Raw genomic sequence first — 22,988 nt, 5'->3', positions numbered from 1 at the left:
ATAATCCTTCATTCTAACGTGGTATATGTGAACTATTTACGTTTTTTATTTACTGTTTTATTTTTCTTGTTAGCTTTTGCTCTACGTTGTGCTGCCGGAGTAGCATCGGCTTTTTTACGCGCAAGTAATTGATTCTTTTCTTGTGTCGCTTTATAACGGCTTTTCTTCAACGGCGCTTCTTCTTTAGCGTCGTAATGTGCCGGTAAAGGTCGATTTAACTCGTAACCCGGTACTATAATACGCTCAAATTTTCGTTCAATTAAGGCTTCAATATTATCGAGAAACTGCTCATCTTTAGGGCTGACTAATGATATTGCTGTTCCTGATTTACCTGCTCGACCTGTACGGCCAATACGGTGAACATAATCTTCTGGTAGGAAAGGTAAATGGAAGTTAACCACATAAGGTAAGTTAGCAATGTCAAGCCCGCGAGCAGCAACATCGGTCGCAACTAATACACGAACACTGCCATCAACAAATTGCTCAAGCGCTTTATTACGTGCACCTTGGGTTTTATCGCCATGACATAAAGCGGTTTTTATACCATCGAGTTTTAGTTCTTTCGCTAAAATATTTGCGCTTTCTTTAGTACCAGCAAAAACTAAAACTTGCTGCCAATTATTTACGCCAATAAGTTCAGACAATAACTCAGCTTTACGGGTTTCAGAAACCCAATATACTGACTGTTTTACTTTACCCGATGTCGAGTTTTGACGCGCTACTTCAATCGTTTTAGGTGTTTTAAGCACTTTCTTTGCAAGCGTTTTAACTTTATTTGAGAATGTTGCCGAAAACATCAATGTTTGATGCTTTGCTTTGATCATGGCTACGATACGTTCAATATCGTTGTAAAAGCCCATATCTAGCATGCGATCAGCCTCATCAAGTACAAGGTATTGTACTTGCGATAAATCTAAGTTGCGCTGTTCAAGGTGCTCAATTAAACGGCCAGGTGTCGCGACTAAAACGTCAACACCACTTTTAAGCATTTTCGTTTGTGGTGGCATATTTACACCACCGAAAATAGCACCTGAGCGCAAAGGTAAAAACTCACTGTAAGCTTTTACATTTTTCTCAACTTGCGCCGCTAACTCACGCGTTGGTGTTAAAATTAGGGCTTTAACTGTCGTAGTGGTATCAAAACCATCCGCGTTTGGTTTAACTTTACTCGCTAAACTGTCGAGTATTGGCAAAGTAAAAGCGGCTGTTTTACCAGTACCTGTTTGAGCACTTGCTAAAACATCAACACCGGTACGAATAACAGGAATAGCTATTTGTTGAATCGGTGTTAAATTTTTATAACCGCAGGCTTTTACCGCTTTTAGTAAGTCAGCCGATAAACCTATTGAATCCACACTCATCACATCACCATTTCTGTATTATCGTAAACAACGTACCGACTAAATGCAGCACGCCAAAATATTAAGGCGCGCATTATAGCAGCTTTGTTAACACTTGCTTGTATTAAATATTACGCGTGTTAAACACTACTTTTTAAGCCAGATGCCTTTCGTTAAATTTAAGCGCTGTTCTTCAGCTTCATCAGCCTGATAAGTTGGGAGTAAACCTTTATCTTGTTGGTTGTGATAGTCTTTAGTTATTTTAACCACCACTTTAGAAAGCATAAACAAGGCTGTAACATTAAATATGGTCATTAAGCCAGTCGATAAATCAGCCAAAGCGATTACTTCGGGTAATGTCGCGACAGAGCCAAAGACCAACATCAGTAAAAATCCAATACGTAAAAACCAGCGGCCTAAAATGTTATCCATTTTTAAATATTTTAAATTATTATCAGCATAGGCAAAGTTAGCCACGATTGACGTAAAAGCAAATAACAAAATAGCGATAGTAATAAAGTCGCTGCCCCAATCGCCCACTTGATAAGCCAATGCTTGTTGCGTTAATTGAATGCCTTGTGCTTCACCACCGGTATCTTTAAAAAGTAAGATTAAAATTGCCGTACATGAACAGATAACAATGGTGTCGAAGAACACAGCTAGCATTTGTATATAACCTTGCGATACCGGATGCGGAGGAAAAGGTTCGGCAGCAGCAGCGGCATTAGGTGCACTACCCATACCGGCTTCATTAGAATACAATCCACGCTTAACACCTTGCACAATAGCAGCACCAACTAAGCCACTACCGGCTTCTTTTAAACCCAAAGCAGAAGCAAAAATATCACTAATGACCATCGGCACTCTTTCAATGTTCATCCAAATTACCGCGAAGCAAACCAGTAAATAAAGTAACCCCATAAAAGGCACGGTTAATTCAGCAAAGCGCGCAATATTTTTTAGGCCGCCAAAAATAATAAAACCCGCCGCTAGGGTTATAACTATGCCGGTATAAAGTGGATTAAAACCGTATGAGCCATTAAATGCACTGGTAATAGAGTTGGCTTGTACGGCACTAAAAACAAAACCATAGCCAAAAAACAAACACAACGAGAAAGTAATGGCTAATTTCTTATTCTTTAAGCCCTTGCTCATATAATATGCGGGACCACCACGGAAATTGCCCATGCTATCACGCTCTTTATAGAGCTGACCTAAGGTACTTTCAGCAAATGCGGTAGCCATGCCGACTAAAGCAATTAACCACATCCAAAATACCGCGCCAGCTCCACCCAGAGAAATAGCGACCGCAACTCCCATTAAATTACCCGTACCAACACGAGCTGCCAGCGAGGTACAAAGTGCCTGAAAAGAAGAAATACCTTGGCTTGAACTTTTACGACTGGTTTTTAAAATAGTAAACATATGAAAAAAACGGGTAATTTGTAGCCCTTTCAATCGAAAGGTAAACCAGATACCACAAGCACTTAGCAGGTAAATTAAAATACTACCCCATAAATAACCGTTAATAGTTCCTACCCATAATTCTATGATACTGGGCTCAATTACACTTGGTTCTATCACGTTATTCTCCGAAGGATTTATTTTTAGGAATTTCAACTCGCGTAGTTTAACAAAATTGTCTGTCTGATAAATGATTTTTCATCACAATAACGATTAAAATCAATAACAACATACAGAGTTTAATATCAGCCCACGTGTATAAAAATTTATAAATTACAATTTTATCGTTTTTTAGTGCTGGATTGAGTTTTAGAAATAAAAAAGCCGATAACAAGTACCGGCAAGTTAACCTTAATTATTTAAGCTTTACACTAGCAAAACTCTGGCATGCTATAAGGCCTTAAATATTTCTTCAACCGAATCTTTAGCATCACCAAACAACATTTGCGTATTGTCTTTAAAGAACAATGGATTTTGTACACCCGCATAACCTGTGCTCATTGAACGTTTGAATACGACGACATTTTTCGCATGCCAAACTTCTAATACCGGCATACCAGCAATCGGGCTTGTGGGATCTTCAGCCGCTGCTGGGTTTACCGTATCGTTTGCCCCTATCACCAACACGACATCAGTTTCAGCAAAATCATCATTAATTTCTTCCATGCCTAGCACAATATCGTATGGCACTTTAGCCTCAGCTAACAAAACATTCATGTGGCCCGGTAATCGACCAGCCACCGGATGAATAGCAAAACGCACTTCAATCCCCTTATCTTTGAGGGCTTGAGTCAATTTATACACTGGATACTGAGCTTGCGCGACTGCCATACCGTAACCTGGTGTGATAATGACCGACTTGGCGCCATTTAACATATCAGCGACTGATTCTGCAGTAATTTCAACGTGATCACCATAATCAGTATCGGTATCGATCACCACATTGGTACCAAAACCTCCGGCAATTACGCTAATAAAAGAGCGGTTCATTGCTTTACACATAATGTAAGAGAGAATAGCTCCTGAAGAGCCGACTAATGCGCCGGTAACAATGAGCAAATCATTATTGAGCATAAAACCTGCTGCCGCTGCTGCCCAACCAGAGTAAGAATTGAGCATGGATACGACCACCGGCATATCAGCACCGCCAATTGACGCCACTAAATGCCAACCAAAAGCTAGGGCAATAATCGCCATAATATATAAAGTACCATCACCGCCGCCTTGCTCTACAAAACTCGCTAGTAGCATAAATGATAATACACCAGCGGCTAAGTTTAGTTTATGACGATGAGGTAGCATTAATGCCGCCGAGTTAATAACACCACGCAACTTACCAAACGCAACAATTGAACCGGTAAAGGTTACCGCGCCGATAAACACCCCAAGAAACACTTCAACTAAATGGATATTAATCGCCATTTGTTGACTGTCATTAAACGTAGCTGCCACTGAATGGTCCATTTCAAAATAGCTATTAAAGCCAACCATTACAGCCGCTAACCCTACAAAACTGTGCAATATGGCCACTAGCTCTGGCATTTGAGTCATTTCTACTTTTTTGGCTAACTTTAAACCAATAGTTGCACCAATGACCATGGTAACTAAAATAATCCAAACGTTGTCGACACGAGGATCAGCAATGGTGGCAATAAGTGCGATTGCCATACCAACAATACCATACCAATTGCCTGTTTCAGCAGTTTGCTGCTTACTTAATCCGGCTAAACTAAAAATGAACAATAACGCGGCAACAATATACGCTGCACTAATAAAACCTTGAGAAAATTCCATTACAGTGTCCCTTATTTTCTAAACATTTTTAACATACGTTTAGTGACAACAAAGCCACCAACAATGTTGATAGTGGCAATAAGTATTGCGACACCAGCGAGCAATTGAATGAGTGGGCTACTATTACCCACCTGTAAAATTGCGCCCACGATAATAATGCCTGAGATGGCATTGGTTACACTCATTAGTGGTGTATGTAGCGAATGGCTAACATTCCATACCACGTTGTAACCAATGACACAGGCTAAAACAAACACGGTAAAATGTGAGAGAAAATCAGCAGGTGCAACACTAGCCACCCAACCAAACAGTAAAGCACCAGCAGCCATCATGCCGTACTTTTTAGTCGGGCTCATGGGCGTTTCAACTTTAACCTCAGCAGTTTTAACCGGTGTTACTTTCGGTTTAGCGGGCGCTGCACTTACTTGAATTGGCGGTGGCGGGAAGGTAATTTCGTTTTTATTAACCACCGTCATGTTACGAATAACGACATCGTCTAAATCAATATTAAGTGTACCGTCTTTTTCTTTACAGAGTAATTTGGCTAAGCTAACTAAGTTGTTTGCGTAAAGTTGTGATGACTGATTAGGTAAGCGAGAGACTAAATCGGTGTACCCAATTATTTTTACGCCATTGGCATTAACCACTTTACCGGCTTCCGTTAATTCACAATTACCACCACCTGCGGCCGCTAAATCAACCACAATACTACCGGTTTTCATCGATTCAACCATCGCCGCTGTAATCAGCTTAGGTGCAGGTTTTCCGGGGATCATCGCGGTGGTAATAATAATATCAACATCTTTTGCTTGCGCTGCAAATAACGCCATTTCTGCATCGATAAAGGCTTTGCTCATTTCTTTAGCGTAACCATCGCCCGAGCCGGTATCTTCTGGCTCTTCGTAGTCAAGCTCTAGAAACTCAGCCCCCATGCTTTCAATTTGCTCTTTTACTTCAGGACGAGTATCAAACGCTCGAACAATCGCCCCTAAACTACTCGCAGTGCCAATGGCCGCTAAACCAGCAACACCGGCACCAATAATCATCACTTTAGCCGGTGGCATTTTACCCGCTGCGGTTATTTGCCCGGTTAAAAAGCGGCCAAACTGATGAGTTGCCTCAATTACGGCACGATAGCCTGCAATATTGGCCATTGAACTTAACGCGTCCATTGATTGACTGCGGGTCATTCTTGGCACCATTTCCATGGCTAACGTGGTGATTGATTTATCTTTTAACGCGGCTAAAACATCGTCATTTTGAGCTGGGGCAATAAAGCCAATGAGATAAGCCCCATCTTTCATTGCAGCTACTTCTTCAATCGTTGGCGGATTTACCTTAAAAATAATATCAGACTGCCAAACATTTTTCTTAGTCACAACACTTGCACCGGCATCAATAAACTCTTGATCGGTAAAACTTGCTTTTGTGCCGCAACCTTTTTGTATTTGCACTTCAAAACCAAGCTTGAGCAAGGAAGTTACCGCCGTTGGCGCGCTTGCGACTCGGTTTTCACCTGACAATACTTCTTTCGGTATACCAATAATCATAAATCACCTTTATTTCATCATAAAAATCTAGTTCACAAGCTCAACACTTAATTTATTATGCCGAGCCTACTTACGAGTTATCTGATTCGACTGAACGTTAAAATTATTATTATTACTAACTAGATTAATGTTTTACCATTAATTGTTTAATTTTCATACATCAAGCTGGTTTATTTTCATTATAGGACAAGCTTTATAATTTTGTTGGTCGTAGTCCAAGGTCTAGTTTGCGCTATGACATGAATAGATTAAGATAAAGAGATACATTCTAAAAAAGGAAAAATAGATGATTTATCGATTAGCTGATTTAGTCCCGAGTTTAAATGAGAGCAACTTTATCGCACCAAACGCCACACTAATCGGAGACGTAACCTTAGGAAAGCAGACCAGCATTTGGTTTAATGTCGTCATTCGCGCCGACGTTGCCAGTATTAACATTGGTGAGCATACTAATATTCAAGACGGTTCAATTTTGCATGTTGATGCTCAATACCCAATGACCATTGGAAATAAGGTCACTGTCGGCCATAAAGTTATGCTACATGGCTGCACTATTGGAGATAATACATTAATTGGTATGAATGCTGTTGTACTCAACGGCGCTAATATTGGCAAAAATTGTTTAATCGGAGCCAACAGTTTAGTCACTGAAAATATGCAAGTGCCAGACGGACACCTTGTCATAGGCTCTCCGGCTAAAATTATTAAACCACTTGATGAGTCAACCCGCGAAATGTTTACAAAATCTGCTATGCACTATGTTGAAAATGGCGAACGCTATTTAAAAGAATTACAGCAAGTAGATTAGCTTCAATACTTTTTGTCTGAATTTATTTAATTGTTAAAGTGTTAAAGCTAAAAAATTCAGGCAAATACCTTCCTCGCTAAAGGCTCACTTGTAAGCGATATCAATATACAGAGTAAGTCTGTCTTGTTTTCAATGCGACTTTAATGGCTAATATGCGAATTTTTTCGTTAACTGTCAGGTCTATATAGGCAGGCCATTAATGAAGATGGAAAATACAACTTCATTAAATGTTACTTTTTTTAGTGCGATTATAAGTTTTGCACCGTTAATTAAAGCTATTTTTGAGGTTAGTATGTGTAGTTCACCAAAGCCAAGAACAAAAGTTAAAGGAAAAAGCGCTACAAGTGCCAGTTTCTTATCAAGCATGTCTGCAAAATCTAGACAACGTTTTACCGAACGAGCCAATATTGCACAAGAGCGAAGAGATAATATTAAAATGGCAGAAAAAGCTAAAATATTATCAGATAAAAATCATTTGAGAACAAAAAAAACATCAACAAAGATAAAAGTACCAAAGCGTTCAAGTTATTGGTTACTAACGATCAGTGTTAAAGAGTTATTTAATCTATTATTTTTTAGAAAAACTGATGCAAGTCAATAGCCTAAAATAAAACCTCAAGCAAATACACAAACAGTAAAAAATCGTGAAACATGCTAATTTCACTTAACTCTTGACGTAATTTAATAGCGCGACAAAATCATTAAATGGAATAGGTTTGCTAAAATAAAGCCTTGAAAGTTATAGCAACCTAATGATTTTAAACACTCTAATTCTTCTAGTTTCTATGCTATTTCGGCAATATGCATATTCGGAATCAGCTCAGTTTCATCGGTGGTGTTATCGTCATCAATAAATTTATTCAGGCAACATTAAGCAAAACCATCACACTATGACTCCCAGTCAGTGCGAGACATTTCACTTAATGATGTAGATTCCCAAAACGTTCAACAACAACTTTTTATGACTTTGCACTCGAACGATTATTGTTTTTACAGCTATGGCAACGCATGGCTACTTATGGCTATTAATAGTAGCCATAACTTAATTAAGCTGACTATAATTTATGACAAACTTGGATCAATCATAATCACCCTAAAATCATTAACATTGGTATGTGTTGGCCCTGTTATGATTAAATCATCCAGTGGCTTAAAAAAGTTAAAACAATTATTGGTCTTTAAATAATTCATCGCTGACAAGCCTAGTTCATTAGCTCTTAGCAATGTTGTTGAATCGATATAAGCGCCTGCTACATCTTCGCTGCCGTCAATACCGTCGGTATCACAAGCTAATGCAACAATGCCTTTTTCGCCTTTAAGTGCAATAGCTAATGCCAGCATATATTGTTGATTTGGGCCGCCTTGACCTGAAGCATTCGTTAAAGTCACGGTTAACTCTCCACCAGAAAATAGTAAGGTAGGCTTATTGGTTTTAAGCGCACGTAATGCTATTGCCGCATGTTGCTTTGCAACGTTGTTGGCATCACCCACTTCATCATAATTAAGCACTTCAACATGCCACTTTGATTTATCAACTGTTGAAATAGCTTTATCAATTGACTGTCTAGCATTCGCCATAATAGTAAAGTTTTTAATCGTATCAGCTGATGATACAGTTCTATTCCCCGCTGCAGACTTTGCCAGTAATGCTTGTTCAATAGCAGGAACTCGTTTCCAACCATATTTAGTCAATATATTTAATGCTTGCTCGCCAGTAGTATGGTCTTTAACTGTTGGGCCTGAGGCAATTGTGGCCGGGTCGTCACCAACTACATCAGAAATAATAAGGGTATAAAAATCACCTTTTATTGCTTGTGCTAACCTCCCCCCTTTTATTTGTGATAATTGTTTTCGAACGCAATTAATTTCATCAATAGACGCACCAGAGCCTAATAAGAATTTATTTAATTGCATCTTTTCTTCAAAGCTAACGCCTTCAATTGGTAACGAAAGTAAAGCAGAGCCTCCACCTGAAATTAAAAATACCACGGGGACATTTTCAGGAACACTTTTAGCCAAGGCTAAAATTTCTTTCCCTGCGTTTGCACTTCCTTCGTCAGGTATAGGATGGCCTGCTGTTAATATTTTTATACCACCAATACTCGCACTGGTGGTATAACCATGACGCGTAACAACAGTGCCATAGCATTTTTCACCGAAGAATTGATGCATAGTATTAGCCATATCGACAGCCGCTTTACCAGCGCCAATAACACATAAACCATTACTCGCATCTATGTTTTCAAGGTGTTTAGGCATACAGACCGAAGGTAGGCTTTCATTGACTGCGATTTCAAAAAGATTTTGTAAAAATTGTTTAGTTTTCATGATGATTTCACACATAAAATAAAAGATGCAGAAGGCTTTTCAGCCTTCTGGTCATTAACTAAATAGCATTGGAATTGATAAACAAATAGCAATCATGACAAGAAAGTAAGCCATTGTTAATTTGTAAAGCACACAAACGTTTATCAAAAACAGCTAATAAGAAAATAGCTAAAATCGGGCCATAAAATACCGAGCCTACTTTATTTATTGCTTCAATAACTGTTGCCGCTATATCGCCCGCGTAAAGTGACAAGGTTAAAGTCAAAACCCCCAAATAACAGACGTATAATTAGCATATTTCATGTAAGTTTCAAGAGTAGATAACAAAAGTTAAAGATGCCGTAAGTTTGGTGGCATCATCATCAGCGGCGTTATTAGATACTCAGGCTATTGTCATTGGTGGACACATACCAAAATCATTATCTAAATTACTGATCAAAGAAGTGGTCATGTACGCATTACATCGTCGCTCTTCCGAACGGCCTAAACCCGAATTGCTGATATCAGAAGTAACGTATGAGCCCGTATCAGTCGGCGCAGCGAGTTTGCCTTTTAGAGCATTATGCCTTTAATAAAGTGTTGGTAAAAATAGCTGAAAGCTTAATAATATTTTTAAGCTTTCAGATTAGTAGAATAGTTAATTTATAGCATGGCTAATCTGTAGCATGAATTTGCTGTTATGATGAGTTAATCAATATCGTTCAGTGGCCACAACACAATATAGCCTTCAAAATCGTCTAATTCAACGTCGTTATCTTTGATAATTTTACCACGCACTGACATACCGGCTTGGTGCATGGCTGATTTTTTGCCATTGTGCAATAACGGGTGCCATGACGGCATACCTCTGCCCTCTTTTAAACGTCGATAAGTACAACTTGGCGGCATAAAAAACACGTCATCCAAGTTCTCTTGTGTTAACTGCACACAGTCTGGCACGAGTACAGTACGTTGCTCGTATTTTGAACACTGACAAGTTTTATCATTGAGTAAATGACAAGCAATGTTCGAGTAGCTCATTTGCTCACCTTCAGCAATATGCGTAGTCGGCATCAACTCTGTTTCGTCAGTAGTGCTATCGTCATCAATAAATTTATTCAGGCAGCATTTAGCACAACCATCACACAATGATTCCCATTCGGTTCGGGACATTTCATTTAATGATTTAGTTTCCCAAAAACGTTCAACTACCACTTTTTTTGGCTTTGCGCTCAAACGACTATTTTTTTTACTCATATCACTACTTATGTATGCTTACTGTTGCTATTACTTTCTAAGACTTACTAAAACTGACTACTGAATCGGCGGAAATTTAATATGATCCGATAAATGTCCCACCGAGCTTACAAAGTAGTAGGATAAATTCCAATGCATTAAACTTTTATAGTTATTGTAAGCTAAGTACGCACGTCCTTTAGCGCCATCAGGAAAAACTAATGCCGCTTTAATATCAACTTTAGGTAAATTAGTACCATCGCTGCGTCGAACCCCTAATGCCTGCCACTGTGCTAAGGTTTTTTCGGTTTTAGCCCAGGCTTTTAACCAATTTTTACGACCACCAGTATTATTAGGTATCGCTAATGACGTATCAAAACCGCTCGGTAATTTAACTTGTCGGCCCCATGTAAGTTGGTCATTCCAACCTTCTTTTTTCAAATAATTTGCCATTGAAGCAAAGACATCGGCTTGGTTACCCCAAATATCTTTTTTTCCGTCGCCATCACCGTCAACCGCATAGCCAACAAATGAGGTTGGCATAAATTGATTTTGTCCCATAGCGCCAGCCCAAGAGCCTTTCATGTTCGCACTATCGATATGGCCTTCTTTTAATATTTGTAACGCGGCCCAAAGCTGCTTTTTAAAGAATGCTTCGCGGCGTCCTTCATAGGCCATGGTTGATAACGCAGAAATAACATTATAGTTGCCCATAATTTTACCAAAGTTTGTCTCTAGCCCCCAAAGCGCAACAATAAAACGCGGCTGTACACCGTATTCAGCAGCTACTTTGATTAGCAGTGCTTCATGCTCTTTATATTTTGCTCGAGCACGTTTGATTTTCCAATCAGGTAAGCGTTTTGGCAAGTAAGTATCAAGAGTTTCAACGGTTTCAGGTTGATTACGATCCGCTTTAACTGCACGTTGGTGAAAAACCACATTAGCGAAAGATTCGTCAATCAATGTTTGCTCAAAGCCCCTAGAAATCGCTTCTTGTTTTAACTTAACGATATATTGTTCGAAGCTTGCTTTAGCATCTAACGTTGTTGCTGTTTTATCATCAGCAGCCAAGGTTACTTGAGAAAATAATGCTAAGCATAGTGAAAATGATATTGTTTTTACTGATTTAATATAGCGCATTATGATTATTCTCCTTGATCATCTTTGCCCGTAGTAGCATTCTTAGCTGTATTCATACTAGCTTTATGCCCTTTTAACATATCCTCTTCCTGCGGCGTTAACTGCAAATAATAACCTTGGTCAGCTAGACTTACTTTTACTTTTTCTAAGTCTGCAAATCCCAATTTAACCTTTGAAGAAAGGTTCAGTACGGTAACCATCACCGGCTTACCAAACATTTTCATTAACGCGTCAGGCACTTCAGAAAAATCATCTCGGTTATTAACATAAAGATAAGTTTGTAATTTTTTAGAACTTTTATAAACACTACACAGCATAATGGAGACCTATGATTAAAATGATATATGGGGAATTGCTAATTTTATTTGCCTTAACAACCGCTGAGTAACGTTATCACAACAATACACCAGCGTCTTTGACTGTTATGTAACACTTTACTCAATAAGATTTAAGGCTAATTTACTGAAAGTCATTCTCAACGAAGGCGAGTAACTTTTCACCAAACAATGGTTTGCGCCAACCACGCATTATATCAACCATTTGTGGCTGATTCTCTGCGCCATTGATCTTAAAATACCAAGATAAAAATTGATTAATTTGTTTTTTAGAGGCTAAATTTTCAGGCAGTAAATTTGTTTGTGTACTTAACTCGGTAATATAATTTTTAACTTTTTTAAAGTTCTGTTTATAACCAGGGTATTCATCAAGACGAATGATTTGCGGTGGCAACTCAATATTTTCTGCTTCACCTGCACGTTTCAATACCGTTAACATCGCATTACCTTTATGACGAATATCCAGTGCCTCAACACCTTCAATACCCGACATAGCGCCCACATTACTTGGGTTAATTTGCGCCAAGGCTAATAAAGTATGGTCTTTGGCGATAAAACCGATGGGCCGATCTTTTATTTTAGCTTGTTGATAGCGCCAAATGGTTAATTGCTGTAAGCGATAGAGTTGCGTAGGGTTTAAACGCCAAGCCATTTTAAGGTTAAGGTATAACTGACTTTCATCAATGTCACTGAACTTACGCTCAACCATGACGTCACTTTCTTCTTGAGCCGCGGCTAACCAACCCGCCTTTTCAATATCGGCAAATAATAAAGGTAATATATTAAACAGGTGTTCAACATCAGCAGCTGCATAGGTCAGTTGATTTTGCGTTAATGGTCGTTTCATCCAATCAGTACGAGATTCAGACTTATCGACTTCAATATCGGTGTAATGTGAGATCATCGCCGCATAACCCATGGATATACCATGACCTAAAAAAGCCATTATAATTTGGCTATCAATTAAATTGACTGGGCGACAGTTACCTGCGGTCAAAAAAACTTCTAAATCTTCCGAACAAGCATGTAACACTTTTTGAATTTTTGGATCTTCAAGTATTTGCCAAAAAGGAGTTAAGTCTGGCACAGCAACGGGATCAATTAATGCTAAGGTATTACCATCGTTTATTTGAATAAGTCCCAATTTAGGATAAAGCGTTCGCGTGCGTACAAATTCAGTATCGATAGCAAGCACATTGGCTTGTGCATAGCGTTGACAAACTAGATGTAATTGCTCGGAGTCTTCGATATAAATTCTTTTAAGAGTTGCTTGCACGTAATGTCCTATGTTGAGTCAAAATTAAATCAATTACTAAGGTAAATATTTTCCACGACACTGAAACAATAAAACTGACTATGAAAAGTGTCGACTTACAATATCTTATTTTTTTACCAATACCAAAGTGAAATTAAATTACTGAAATAAAAATGACAAGTTCGATAGTGAATTGAACTTGTCATTAATTTAGCTGGTTGTTGTAACACATAAATTCAGCAATTTACTTTATCTAACGCTTAACGTCTGCGTCTAGTTGCTTGTTGGCTGCGATGTTGATGCTTTTTCACTGAGCGACGAATTCTGCGGCTTTTCGCGTTATCCATTGCTTTCTCATCAACCTTCACTTTACTTTGTGTTTCAGGCTCTAAATCAACGAGTTTTCTGTAGTAGTTAACATCTTGTAAGTTTAATTCTGTCCAGCCACCTAAAGGTAACTGACGCTTCATTTCCATATCACCGTAACGAACACGAATTAATCGGCTAACTTGTACATCTTGGCTTTCCCAAAGGCGACGAACTTCACGGTTACGGCCTTCAGATAACACAACATGGAACCAATGGTTGCGACCTTCACCACCTTTATAAGTGATTTTTTGAAATTTAGCCGTACCATCTTCAAGTTTTACGCCATGACGCAATGTTTGTAACATCGCTTCATTAACTTCACCAAAAATACGCACAGCATATTCACGTTCAACCTGTTTTGAAGGATGCATTAAACGATTGGCAAGCTCACCATCGGTAGTAAAAAGCAACATACCTGAGGTGTTAATATCCAAACGACCTACCGCTACCCAACGGCTACCATCTAACTTAGGTAAACGATCGAAAACAGTTGGGCGACCTTCAGGATCTTTACGCGTACACATTTCGCCTTCTGGCTTGTTGTACATTAAAACACGACATAAATCGTCTGCTAAAGGTTTCAGTTTAACTTGATGGCCATCAACGCGAATCAGTTCATTACCTTCAACACGATCGCCTAAATAAGCGGTTTTACCTTCAACGCTAACACGGCCAGCACTTATGTAAGTTTCCATTTCACGGCGTGAACCAGCACCTGCTCGTGCTAATACTTTTTGTAATTTTTCAGACATTGTCTTAACTCTCTTACGTCAGTAACTTCACAGTTAACCAGTAAATTAGCTGGCTCACCATTACATTTCTGTCTCTTTAAGTTTAGGGTAAATACCCCATGTTTTTTAGTTTAGCTTATTTGTAAAAGCATTTAACTCGTAAAGTCTTCCATTGGCATTAACGCCGGTAATTGATCGAGTGAGGTTAGCGAAAAGTAATCAAGAAACTCTTGCGTGCTCGCATACAATACCGGTCGACCAGGCACTTCCTTTTGACCTACGGTTTTAATCCAATTTCTATCCGTGAGTGTCTTAATTATCTGACTACTGACGGCAACACCGCGAATATCTTCAATTTCACCACGGGTTATCGGTTGTTTATAGGCGATTAACGCTAACGTTTCTAAAATAGCACGGGAGTATTTCGGTGCTTTTTCTTTATACAAATGCGCTAAATCGTCACTCAGCTCTGCCGGTGTTTGAAAACGATAGCCAGAAGCGACTTTATTGAGTTCAACACCACGGCCTTTATACTGAGCCTGAATAGCGATAATTATATCACGAATGCGAAGGTTACTAACACGATATTCTATTAAAAAATCACGTTTAAGTAATTGCACAGACAACGGCTTATCAGCAATAAATAACGCAGCTTCAACCAAGCGTTGCAGCTTGGTATCGTCAATATCTTTGTGGCGTATTTTATCGGTTATCATTTTTGCTAATTTTACTCTTGTTATTGCAGTTAATTTTGCTGTTGTTATTGCCGTTATTTACGCTAAAAATGGCCTAACCTTGTCTAGGAAGACAAACACGGATTTCGCCATAGATTTGCGTTTGAATACATTCAATTAAAGACTCTTTAATGAGTTCTAGAATAGCTAAAAATGTCACTACAACTCCTTGCTTACCCTCTTTGACGGTAAATAAGTCGCTAAAGTCACAATAGGGTTGCTCGCTCCCAGCTTCTTTGAGTGTGGTCAAAATATGTGCCATTCGCTCTCTTGTCGATAAAGACTCTTTTTGAATATGATGATGTTCATAAGCCTGTGTGCGCTTTATAACACCTTGTAACGCGCTGACTAGTTCAGCTAAATCGACTTGGCTATTAAGGATTTCAGGAACAAAATTTTCCGCTAACTCAACTTTTGCCACAAAGCTATCGCGGTCAACACGCGGTAACTCATCGATATTTTCAGCTGCCTTTTTAATAATTTCATATTCTTGTAATTTTCTGACTAATTCTGCCCTTGGATCACCTTCGTCTTCTTCAACCGCTTGTTTTGGCAATAATAAGCGTGATTTAATTTCCGCTAAAATAGATGCCATCACTAAATATTCCGCGGCTAACTCCAACTTAATATCTTTCATCAGCTCGACATAAGTCATATATTGCGTGGTAATAGGTGAAATAGGTAAGTCTAGAATATCAAATTTTTGTTTGCGAATTAAATACAATAAAAGATCGAGCGGCCCTTCGAACATCTCTAAAATAACTTCTAAGGCATCAGGTGGAATAAATAAGTCTTGAGGTTTATCAACAATCGCCTCACCTCGCAGGAAAGCAAAAGGTAATACTTGCTGAAGCATAACACCAGATGCAGGCTTGTTATCTGGCGTTATATTTTTGGATAATTTAGCCGTATTCTCAGGCATAAGCAGCTTTTATCATGTATTTTTTGCTTTGTGTTTGCTTTGTAAGTGGCATTAATAACTATTTGCTAGGTGATTTAATCACCCGTTATTGAAAAGGTGTTGGATCGCCTTCACCCACACGAATTATTTCAACGTCATCATTTGAAAAATCAATGACGGTGGTTGGACGTTCGCCTAAATGGCCACCATTAATAATTAAATCTACTTGGTGCTCTAAAATATCGCGAATATGCTCAGGATCAAACTCTGCAGTGTCAGCGCCTGGCATGATCAGTGTTGTCGACATTATTGGCTCACCTAACTCGGCTAAAAGCGCTTGAGCAATAGCATTGTCCGGCACGCGAATGCCAATCGTTTTACGCTTTGGATTTAATAAGCGTTTAGGCACTTCTTTTGAACCTTTGAAAATAAAAGTGTAAGGCCCTGGGGTATTGTTTTTCAATAAGCGAAAGGCACTGTTATCAACGCGGGTATATTCAGACAACTCTGACAAGTCACTACACATTAAAGTAAAGTTATGCTCTTTATTGATATCTCGAATATTGCATATTCGTTCCAAGGCTTTTTTGTCACCAATATGGCAGCCTAAAGCGTAGCCCGAGTCGGTTGGGTAAACAATAACGCCACCTTGACTAATAATGGCAGCCGCTTGTTTCATTAAACGACCTTGCGGGTTATCGGGATGTACATAAAAAAACTGACTCATAATGAGCTCCAACTAAATAACAGGTTTACCATTAAAATGTGCAATCACCATAGGTGATCAACGAAGAACAGTTCGTATACAATCAAACTGTACTGTAGTTAATATTTTCTTTTATTATCAATTAGTTAAATTATACATTTAATTAGCTAATAACTTTTGTTTGCCAAAGTTGCCAAATAGGCTTGGCCTGCTCAGGCATCACTAAATTACGTCCTAAATCACTCCAACGACTAGGCTGATGAAAATCAGACCCCATCGAAGCATGTAAATCGTACTCTGAACAATAGCTTAGCATTATTTTACGCTGTTCGTTGTTCATCTGCGGTAAAACCACCTCTAAACCGTCACCTTGTGCCGACTTAAAATGAACAATTAAGCGCCTTAACCATTTTGCAGTTAAGTCGTATCTTATCGGGTGCGCCATTACGGCAACACCACCAGCGGCATGAATGGTCGCTATCGCTTCTTCAATGCTGCACCAATTAGGATTAACATAAGCACGTTTGCCTTTACCAATATATTTATCAAAGGCGGCTTGCATTTTACTGACGATACCGCGATGTAAAAGTACTTTAGCAAAATGCGCGCGAGTAATAGAACCCTCACCTGCCATTTCTTTTGCTTGGCTATAAACGTCGTTAAAGCCACATTTTTCTAACTTGTCACCCATAGAGAGCGCGCGATCTTCACGACGTTGTTGCTGCGCTGAAATCAACGATTGCAATTCTGGATGCTCAGGTTGAATATTTAAACCGACAATATGAATTTCAAACCCTTGCCATTGCGTCGATATTTCAATGCCATCAATTAAAGTTAATGGAATATTTTGATCTAAAATAGTTTGTTTTGCACTATCAAGACCTTTAACACTGTCGTGATCTGTGATGGCTAATACGTCAATTTGGAAGTTAACTGCCCGTTCTATTAGCTCTTTTGGCGTTAAGGCACCGTCCGAGCAATTAGTGTGACTATGCAGATCAACGCGTAAGTTTGAAAAATCTTTATCATTAGTAAAATCAGTGGTTGACATCATTACGCGAATCGGTTCTTCTATAGGGACTTAAAACTGTCTAAAAACAAGTGCAAGTCACTATTTAGGCAAGTGAATAAAACAATTTTACTGAGATAAAACAGATAATGATACAAGTAAAACAAACTATTTCTTTGATTTGGTGGTGGCATAACTCTACATAAGTGGGTTGTGATGTTTACTTGTAAGTAAAAACTTCGAAAACCCGCACCCTATTGCGGGTTTTTTGCTTTTAAAATTTTGAATTAATTAGTATTAAATAATAAGAGAATAAGCATGTTACGTATAAAAGTTAAACGTTGGTTCTTATGGTGGCTTCTGCCTATTTACGCTGGATGACCGTTTTTAAATAGATTATTTGTAGGAATACCCATGAGCAATACCCAAAAAAATAACACCGAAGAACAGCAGTTAAACACTGCATTTGATAATCAACAGCCAGGGGCTGTAGTCACTATCACTGATACATTAAGTTATCAGAGCGATCCATTAGCGGTTTTTCATTACTTGTGTGCTGAAAAAGAAAACACGCTTTTACTAGAGTCCGCTGAAGTCGACAAAAAACATCAACTGAAAAGTTTATTGTTGACCGATACCGCGGTAAAAATCGTTTGTAATGGCAATACTGTTAACTTTACTGCTTTAAGTAAAAATGGCGAAAGCGCCCTTGCCTTTGCTAAGCAAGCTTTAGCATCTGATGCAAAGATTACCGGCGATCATAAAAGTTTCACAGCAACCTTTGCTGAAGTAACTGAACAATTAGACGAACGTTCACGCTTACTTGCTATTAACCCTTTTCAAAGCTTGCGCTTATTTAGCCAACTTAAAAATACTAACCAACATCCTTTTGCGGTATTTCTCGGCGGCGCCTTTGCATTCGATATGATGTCGATGAGTGAGTCATTACCCGACGTTGCCGACGGTGAAAATACCTGTCCTGACTTTGTTTATTATCTTGCAGAAACCTTGATCATTATTGACCACGAAAAACAGTCAAGCGAACTGATCACCAACCAATTTACGGGTCTTGGCTATGAAGAGGCTAAGCAAGCAGCTTTAGCGAGAATTACGGCCATAAAAGCCAGTTTGTTCACTGATATTACTGCAGCATTTGAGCTTAAATCATCTAATAACCCTTCAGATGACAGTGTAAAAGAACCGGATACTCTGAGTTGCGATATAGACGATAACGCCTTTTGTCAGATAGTTAATGATTTGAAAGAGAACATTTTAGCGGGTGATATTTTTCAGGTAGTGCCTTCTCGCACATTTAGCTTAACTTGCTCAAATAATTTAAATGCTTATAAAGCATTGAAGCACCGTAATCCAAGTCCTTATATGTTTTATTTACAAGACAGTGAGTTTTGTATTTTTGGTGCCTCTCCAGAATCAGCACTTAAATATCAACAAAGTAACCGACAAGTAGAGATTTACCCTATTGCCGGCACTCGTCCACGTGGTTTTAACGCTGATGGCAGCTTATCACCCGACTTAGACAGTCGCATAGAATTAGACTTACGGTTAGATAAAAAAGAATTAGCCGAACACATTATGCTCGTAGATTTAGCCCGCAATGATATTGCACGAGTTAGCCAACCAGGCACACGCCACGTGGCTGACTTATTAAAGGTCGATCGATATTCGCACGTTATGCATTTAGTTTCTCGTGTTTGCGGGACTTTAGAGCATGAACTAGATGCCTTGCATGCTTATCAAGCTTGTATGAATATGGGCACCTTATCTGGCGCGCCGAAAGTAAAAGCCACCTCACTAATTCGTGAAGTGGAAGGTAAGCGTCGAGGTAGTTATGGCGGCGCTGTTGGCTATTTAACCGGCGAAGGTGATATGGATACCTGCATTGTTATTCGTTCAGCCTTTGTTAAAAATAATCGCGCACAAATTCAAGCAGGCGCTGGTGTGGTTTTTGATTCTGATCCCCAATCTGAAGCCAACGAGACCAAACAAAAAGCTCAAGCGGTGATCAGTGCGATTAAAGAAGCGGAAGGTAAAGTCTTAGTGATTTCTCATCAGGAAAGACAAACTGCGCTGAACAGCGATGTAATAAAGCAGGAGGTTAAATAATGACATCATCTGACGTTATATCGAACACTTCTACTGATTGTTTGCCAGAGATTGTCATGTTAGATAATCTCGATTCTTTTACCTATAATTTGGTCGATGAGTTTCGTTGCTTAGGTTACAAACTGACAATTTATCGCAATACCATCGGTGCTGATTTTATTTTTAATAAGTTACAAGAGAAACAGCAAAGTAACCCTGCAGGTGTTATTTTAGTGCTTTCACCTGGACCTGGCGATCCAACACATGCCGGCTGTTTAATGCCATTATTATCACTTTGTGCAGGACAATTTCCCATATTAGGTATTTGTTTAGGCCATCAAGCATTAATTCAGCATTATGGCGGTGTTATAGCGCGTGCACCTGAAGTGGTCCATGGTAAATCGTCAAATATCAGCCACAACGAATTAGGCGCTTTTAACAATATTGCTAGCCCATTACCTGTGGCACGTTATCATTCACTTGTTGCTAGTGAAATGCCAGCAGAATTAACCATGACAGCCTATGTTAATTTAGCCACTGATGGTGAAGATATTATTTTACCTATGGCCATTGAACATAGTACAGATGCTGCCATTGGGTTTCAGTTTCATCCTGAATCTATATTAACCACCTATGGCACCAACCTATTAGCCCAAAGCCTTAGTCATTTATCCACTTTAGCTAGTCAAACCATTTACGAAGCACAAGGGAATGCTCATGAAAACCACTGAAATTAGTAGTATAACGTCACCACTTACTCAGGTAGAAGTGAACGATGACATTACCCACAGTGCACTCAATACTTTAGTTGATGGTGATTCCTTAACACAACAGCAAAGCCATGATGTTTTTGAACAAGTCATTAATGGCTTTGTTGCGCCTGAACGGTTGGCAGCCATTCTAACGGCATTAAAAATTAAAGGTGAAACCCCAGCAGAAATTGCGGGTGCTGCAATTGCTATTCGTGAAAATGCCACGCCTTTTCCAATGCAAACTAACGGTGTTTCCGATTGTGTTGGTACGGGTGGCGATGGTGCAAATACCATTAACATTTCAACCACAGCGGCTATTTTAGCCGCTGCTTGCGGCATAAAAATGGCAAAACATGGCAATAGAAGTGTCTCAAGTATGTCTGGCTCTGCAGATTTACTTGAAGCATTCGGTGTTAACTTAACCATGTCGCCTGAAGTGGCAAGTGAGTGTTTAGCACAGGCCAATATCTGCTTTTTATATGCGCCGGCATACCACACCGGTTTTAAACATGCGGCCCCAGTTAGAAAAGCGATGGCGATCAGAACCTTGTTTAACATTCTTGGGCCATTAGTTAACCCAGCAAAACCCGATGCTATGTTACTGGGGGTTTACTTGCCTGAATTAATAACCCCAATAGCCGAAGCCTTATTATTAACAGGGGTTAAGCACGCTTGGGTTGTTCACGGCAGCGGCTTAGATGAAATAGCGTTGCACGGAAAAACTAAAGTTACCGAAATCAGCAATGGTGAGTTAATTAAAAAAGACATTTCGCCGGCCGATTTTGGTTTAAAAAATTATACTTTGGAAGATATTAAAGGTGGAACACCACAAGAAAACGCCGAGTTTATTAAAGCAATATTAGCCGGTAAAGGGTTAGAAGCACATAACAGTGCAGTGATCATTAATTGTGCTGCGCTACTTTATTTACATCGTGAACAATTAGATGGTCAAGCAGACACCTTATTACTAGCAGCACAACATGCCAAAAAAGTACTAGCCTCAGGTGCTGCCACCAAAACCTTAGCAGATTTAGTGCGATTATCGAATGCAGGAGTATCAGCATAGTGAGTAACATTCTTGAGCAAATCGTCGCTAATCGACGTATTGAGATTGCAGAACTGAAAAAAGAAATGCCGTTAGCAAGCTTTATTGAAGGTTTAACACCATCGAAAAAAGACATGTACCAAGCATTAACCCGCACAGCAGAAAAACCTTATGCCGGTTTTATTTTAGAATGCAAAAAAGCATCACCTTCAAAAGGCTTGATCAGAGAAAATTTTAACGTTGCTGAAATTGCAGATATTTATGATAATTATGCCGCCGCTATTTCAGTGCTGACTGAACATAAATATTTTCAAGGCGATTTTAGCTATTTAAAAACGGTCAGTGACCTCGTCAAGTGTCCGGTACTTAATAAAGATTTCTTTTTCGACACTTACCAAGTCTATTTAGCCAGATACTATGGTGCTGACGCGATATTATTAATGCTTAGCGTGCTCAATGACGAAGAATATAATGAGTTAGCCGCTGTTGCTCAGTCATTAAACTTAGCTATTTTAACCGAAGTATCAAACGAAGAAGAACGCGACCGCGCCATTCGCTTAAATGCTAAACTGATCGGTATTAATAACCGAAATTTACGTGATCTTTCTACCGATATTTCACGTACCTTTGACTTAGCGCCAACAATTCCGGATGATCGCATCGTTATTTCTGAGTCAGGCATATATAATAATGCCCAAGTGAGAGAACTTGCCCCTGCTGTAGATGGTTTTTTAGTTGGTAGCTCTGTAATGGCTGAAGCTGATATTGACTTAGCTTGTCGACAACTAATATTCGGTCACAATAAAGTTTGTGGTTTAACAAAACCAGAGCATGCAAGCTTTGCTATTGATGCTGGCGCTGAGTTTGGCGGTCTTATATTTGCTGAAAAGTCACCAAGGTGTGTTAATAAAGCACAGGCGACAGCTATAATTAGCGAAAACCCGAGCTTAAAATACGTTGGCGTGTTTGTTAATCATCCTGAGACAGAAGTGATTGAGTTAGCGAAAGATTTACAACTATCTGCCGTGCAATTGCATGGTCAAGAAAGCCAACAATATATTGATAGCTTACGGATAAAGCTAGCTAAAAATTGTCAGATATTTAAAGCGTTACCTGTAGAGAAAACCGTGCCGACACTACCGGTAAATGTCGACCAAATTGTACTTGACGGTAAAAGTGCGGGTAGTGGCCAAGCTTTTAACTGGCAAGCGTTAGCTGATAGCGAGCAAGACTTATCCCGTTGCTTTTTGGCCGGTGGATTACAACTCGATAATATTACCCAAGCATGTGCGCAACTGACCAATCAAGAATTATTTGGCTTAGATATCAACTCAGGTGTTGAGTCAAGCCCAGGCATTAAATGTCGCGATAAACTCAACCAAGTTTTCGCCCAAATACGGAATTATTAA

General features: G+C 39.2%; 22 protein-coding genes. 7 read left to right on the top strand and 15 right to left on the bottom strand.

From position 1 onward, the window contains the following. Positions 1-32: 32 nt before the first annotated feature. The 4 genes from B5D82_RS15785 to B5D82_RS15770 all read right to left on the bottom strand — a co-directional run bounded on the left by B5D82_RS15785 (position 33) and on the right by B5D82_RS15770 (position 6,148). On the bottom strand, positions 33-1,361 hold the full coding sequence (locus B5D82_RS15785; RefSeq protein WP_081152865.1) for a DEAD/DEAH box helicase: 1,329 nt from the start codon (positions 1,359-1,361) through the stop codon (positions 33-35). A 126-nt stretch (positions 1,362-1,487) separates the two neighbouring features. Further along, positions 1,488-2,894 (bottom strand): alanine/glycine:cation symporter family protein, encoded by a 1,407-nt coding sequence (locus B5D82_RS15780; RefSeq protein ID WP_081154552.1) that lies wholly within the window; start codon positions 2,892-2,894, stop codon positions 1,488-1,490. Positions 2,895-3,194: 300 nt separating this feature from the next. Next, on the bottom strand, positions 3,195-4,598 hold the full coding sequence (pntB, locus tag B5D82_RS15775) for a Re/Si-specific NAD(P)(+) transhydrogenase subunit beta (protein ID WP_081152864.1): 1,404 nt from the start codon (positions 4,596-4,598) through the stop codon (positions 3,195-3,197). Between the two features lie 11 nt (positions 4,599-4,609). Then, positions 4,610-6,148 carry a Re/Si-specific NAD(P)(+) transhydrogenase subunit alpha gene (locus tag B5D82_RS15770; protein WP_081152862.1) on the bottom strand — a complete coding sequence of 513 codons (1,539 nt, stop codon included), beginning with the start codon at positions 6,146-6,148 and terminating at the stop codon, positions 4,610-4,612. Between the two features lie 286 nt (positions 6,149-6,434). Here B5D82_RS15770 and B5D82_RS15765 point away from each other — a divergent pair, with 286 nt between their 5' ends. Both B5D82_RS15765 and B5D82_RS15760 read left to right on the top strand, forming a co-directional pair. Then, positions 6,435-6,956: a gamma carbonic anhydrase family protein gene (locus B5D82_RS15765; RefSeq protein ID WP_081152861.1), complete on the top strand. Its 522-nt coding sequence runs from the start codon at positions 6,435-6,437 to the stop codon at positions 6,954-6,956. Positions 6,957-7,155: 199 nt separating this feature from the next. Beyond that, positions 7,156-7,557, top strand: coding sequence for a hypothetical protein (locus B5D82_RS15760; protein WP_172820651.1), 402 nt, complete (start codon positions 7,156-7,158; stop codon positions 7,555-7,557). Between the two features lie 461 nt (positions 7,558-8,018). Here B5D82_RS15760 and B5D82_RS15755 read toward each other — a convergent pair whose 3' ends face one another. Together B5D82_RS15755 and B5D82_RS15750 are read right to left on the bottom strand one after the other, a co-directional pair. After that, a complete protein-coding gene (locus tag B5D82_RS15755; protein WP_081154551.1) occupies positions 8,019-9,284 on the bottom strand; it encodes a glycerate kinase type-2 family protein in 1,266 nt (421 codons plus the stop codon). Positions 9,285-9,342: 58 nt separating this feature from the next. After that, the gene (locus tag B5D82_RS15750; protein ID WP_081152858.1) at positions 9,343-9,549 is read right to left on the bottom strand and encodes a hypothetical protein; all 207 of its coding nucleotides are present in this window, start codon (positions 9,547-9,549) and stop codon (positions 9,343-9,345) included. Positions 9,550-9,634: 85 nt separating this feature from the next. On the opposite strand from B5D82_RS15750, the gene B5D82_RS19930 reads away from it, so the two are divergent. Further along, positions 9,635-9,856 (top strand): hypothetical protein, encoded by a 222-nt coding sequence (locus tag B5D82_RS19930; protein WP_157673916.1) that lies wholly within the window; start codon positions 9,635-9,637, stop codon positions 9,854-9,856. A gap of 115 nt (positions 9,857-9,971) precedes the next feature. Here the strand turns inward: B5D82_RS19930 and B5D82_RS15745 are convergent, their stop codons facing one another. From B5D82_RS15745 to rnm, 9 genes are all read right to left on the bottom strand, one after another. Then, the gene (locus B5D82_RS15745; protein WP_081152857.1) at positions 9,972-10,520 is read right to left on the bottom strand and encodes a YcgN family cysteine cluster protein; all 549 of its coding nucleotides are present in this window, start codon (positions 10,518-10,520) and stop codon (positions 9,972-9,974) included. A 57-nt stretch (positions 10,521-10,577) separates the two neighbouring features. Beyond that, on the bottom strand, positions 10,578-11,639 hold the full coding sequence (locus B5D82_RS15740) for a lytic murein transglycosylase (RefSeq protein ID WP_081152856.1): 1,062 nt from the start codon (positions 11,637-11,639) through the stop codon (positions 10,578-10,580). A gap of 5 nt (positions 11,640-11,644) precedes the next feature. Continuing rightward, on the bottom strand, positions 11,645-11,956 hold the full coding sequence (locus B5D82_RS15735) for a YcgL domain-containing protein (RefSeq protein ID WP_081152855.1): 312 nt from the start codon (positions 11,954-11,956) through the stop codon (positions 11,645-11,647). 142 nt (positions 11,957-12,098) lie between these two features. Beyond that, a complete protein-coding gene (gene rnd, locus B5D82_RS15730; protein ID WP_245807489.1) occupies positions 12,099-13,250 on the bottom strand; it encodes a ribonuclease D in 1,152 nt (383 codons plus the stop codon). Between the two features lie 239 nt (positions 13,251-13,489). Beyond that, positions 13,490-14,350: a 23S rRNA pseudouridine(2605) synthase RluB gene (rluB, locus tag B5D82_RS15725; RefSeq protein WP_081152853.1), complete on the bottom strand. Its 861-nt coding sequence runs from the start codon at positions 14,348-14,350 to the stop codon at positions 13,490-13,492. Between the two features lie 131 nt (positions 14,351-14,481). Next, a complete protein-coding gene (gene scpB, locus B5D82_RS15720; RefSeq protein ID WP_081152852.1) occupies positions 14,482-15,045 on the bottom strand; it encodes an SMC-Scp complex subunit ScpB in 564 nt (187 codons plus the stop codon). A 73-nt stretch (positions 15,046-15,118) separates the two neighbouring features. Then, a complete protein-coding gene (locus tag B5D82_RS15715; protein ID WP_081152850.1) occupies positions 15,119-15,985 on the bottom strand; it encodes a segregation and condensation protein A in 867 nt (288 codons plus the stop codon). Between the two features lie 85 nt (positions 15,986-16,070). After that, positions 16,071-16,691 (bottom strand): L-threonylcarbamoyladenylate synthase, encoded by a 621-nt coding sequence (locus B5D82_RS15710; protein ID WP_081152848.1) that lies wholly within the window; start codon positions 16,689-16,691, stop codon positions 16,071-16,073. Between the two features lie 142 nt (positions 16,692-16,833). Continuing rightward, a complete protein-coding gene (rnm, locus tag B5D82_RS15705; RefSeq protein WP_081152847.1) occupies positions 16,834-17,724 on the bottom strand; it encodes an RNase RNM in 891 nt (296 codons plus the stop codon). A 369-nt stretch (positions 17,725-18,093) separates the two neighbouring features. Here rnm and B5D82_RS15700 point away from each other — a divergent pair, with 369 nt between their 5' ends. Genes B5D82_RS15700 through trpCF form a run of 4 tightly spaced genes read left to right on the top strand, consistent with a single transcriptional unit; the run spans position 18,094 to position 22,988 of the window. Further along, positions 18,094-19,803, top strand: coding sequence for an anthranilate synthase component 1 (locus tag B5D82_RS15700; protein WP_081152844.1), 1,710 nt, complete (start codon positions 18,094-18,096; stop codon positions 19,801-19,803). Next, positions 19,803-20,513 carry an aminodeoxychorismate/anthranilate synthase component II gene (locus B5D82_RS15695; protein ID WP_081152843.1) on the top strand — a complete coding sequence of 237 codons (711 nt, stop codon included), beginning with the start codon at positions 19,803-19,805 and terminating at the stop codon, positions 20,511-20,513. Before B5D82_RS15700 ends, B5D82_RS15695 begins: the two co-directional genes overlap by 1 nt. Then, positions 20,500-21,600 carry an anthranilate phosphoribosyltransferase gene (gene trpD / locus B5D82_RS15690; protein WP_081152840.1) on the top strand — a complete coding sequence of 367 codons (1,101 nt, stop codon included), beginning with the start codon at positions 20,500-20,502 and terminating at the stop codon, positions 21,598-21,600. Before B5D82_RS15695 ends, trpD begins: the two co-directional genes overlap by 14 nt. Continuing rightward, the gene (trpCF, locus tag B5D82_RS15685) at positions 21,600-22,988 is read left to right on the top strand and encodes a bifunctional indole-3-glycerol-phosphate synthase TrpC/phosphoribosylanthranilate isomerase TrpF (protein ID WP_081152839.1); all 1,389 of its coding nucleotides are present in this window, start codon (positions 21,600-21,602) and stop codon (positions 22,986-22,988) included. The genes trpD and trpCF overlap by 1 nt, the downstream gene beginning before the upstream one ends.

Source organism: Cognaticolwellia beringensis, assembly GCF_002076895.1.
Taxonomy (GTDB): domain Bacteria; phylum Pseudomonadota; class Gammaproteobacteria; order Enterobacterales; family Alteromonadaceae; genus Cognaticolwellia; species Cognaticolwellia beringensis.
Note: the sequence above shows the minus strand (reverse complement) of the source record. Positions and strands in the feature narration are given on the sequence as shown.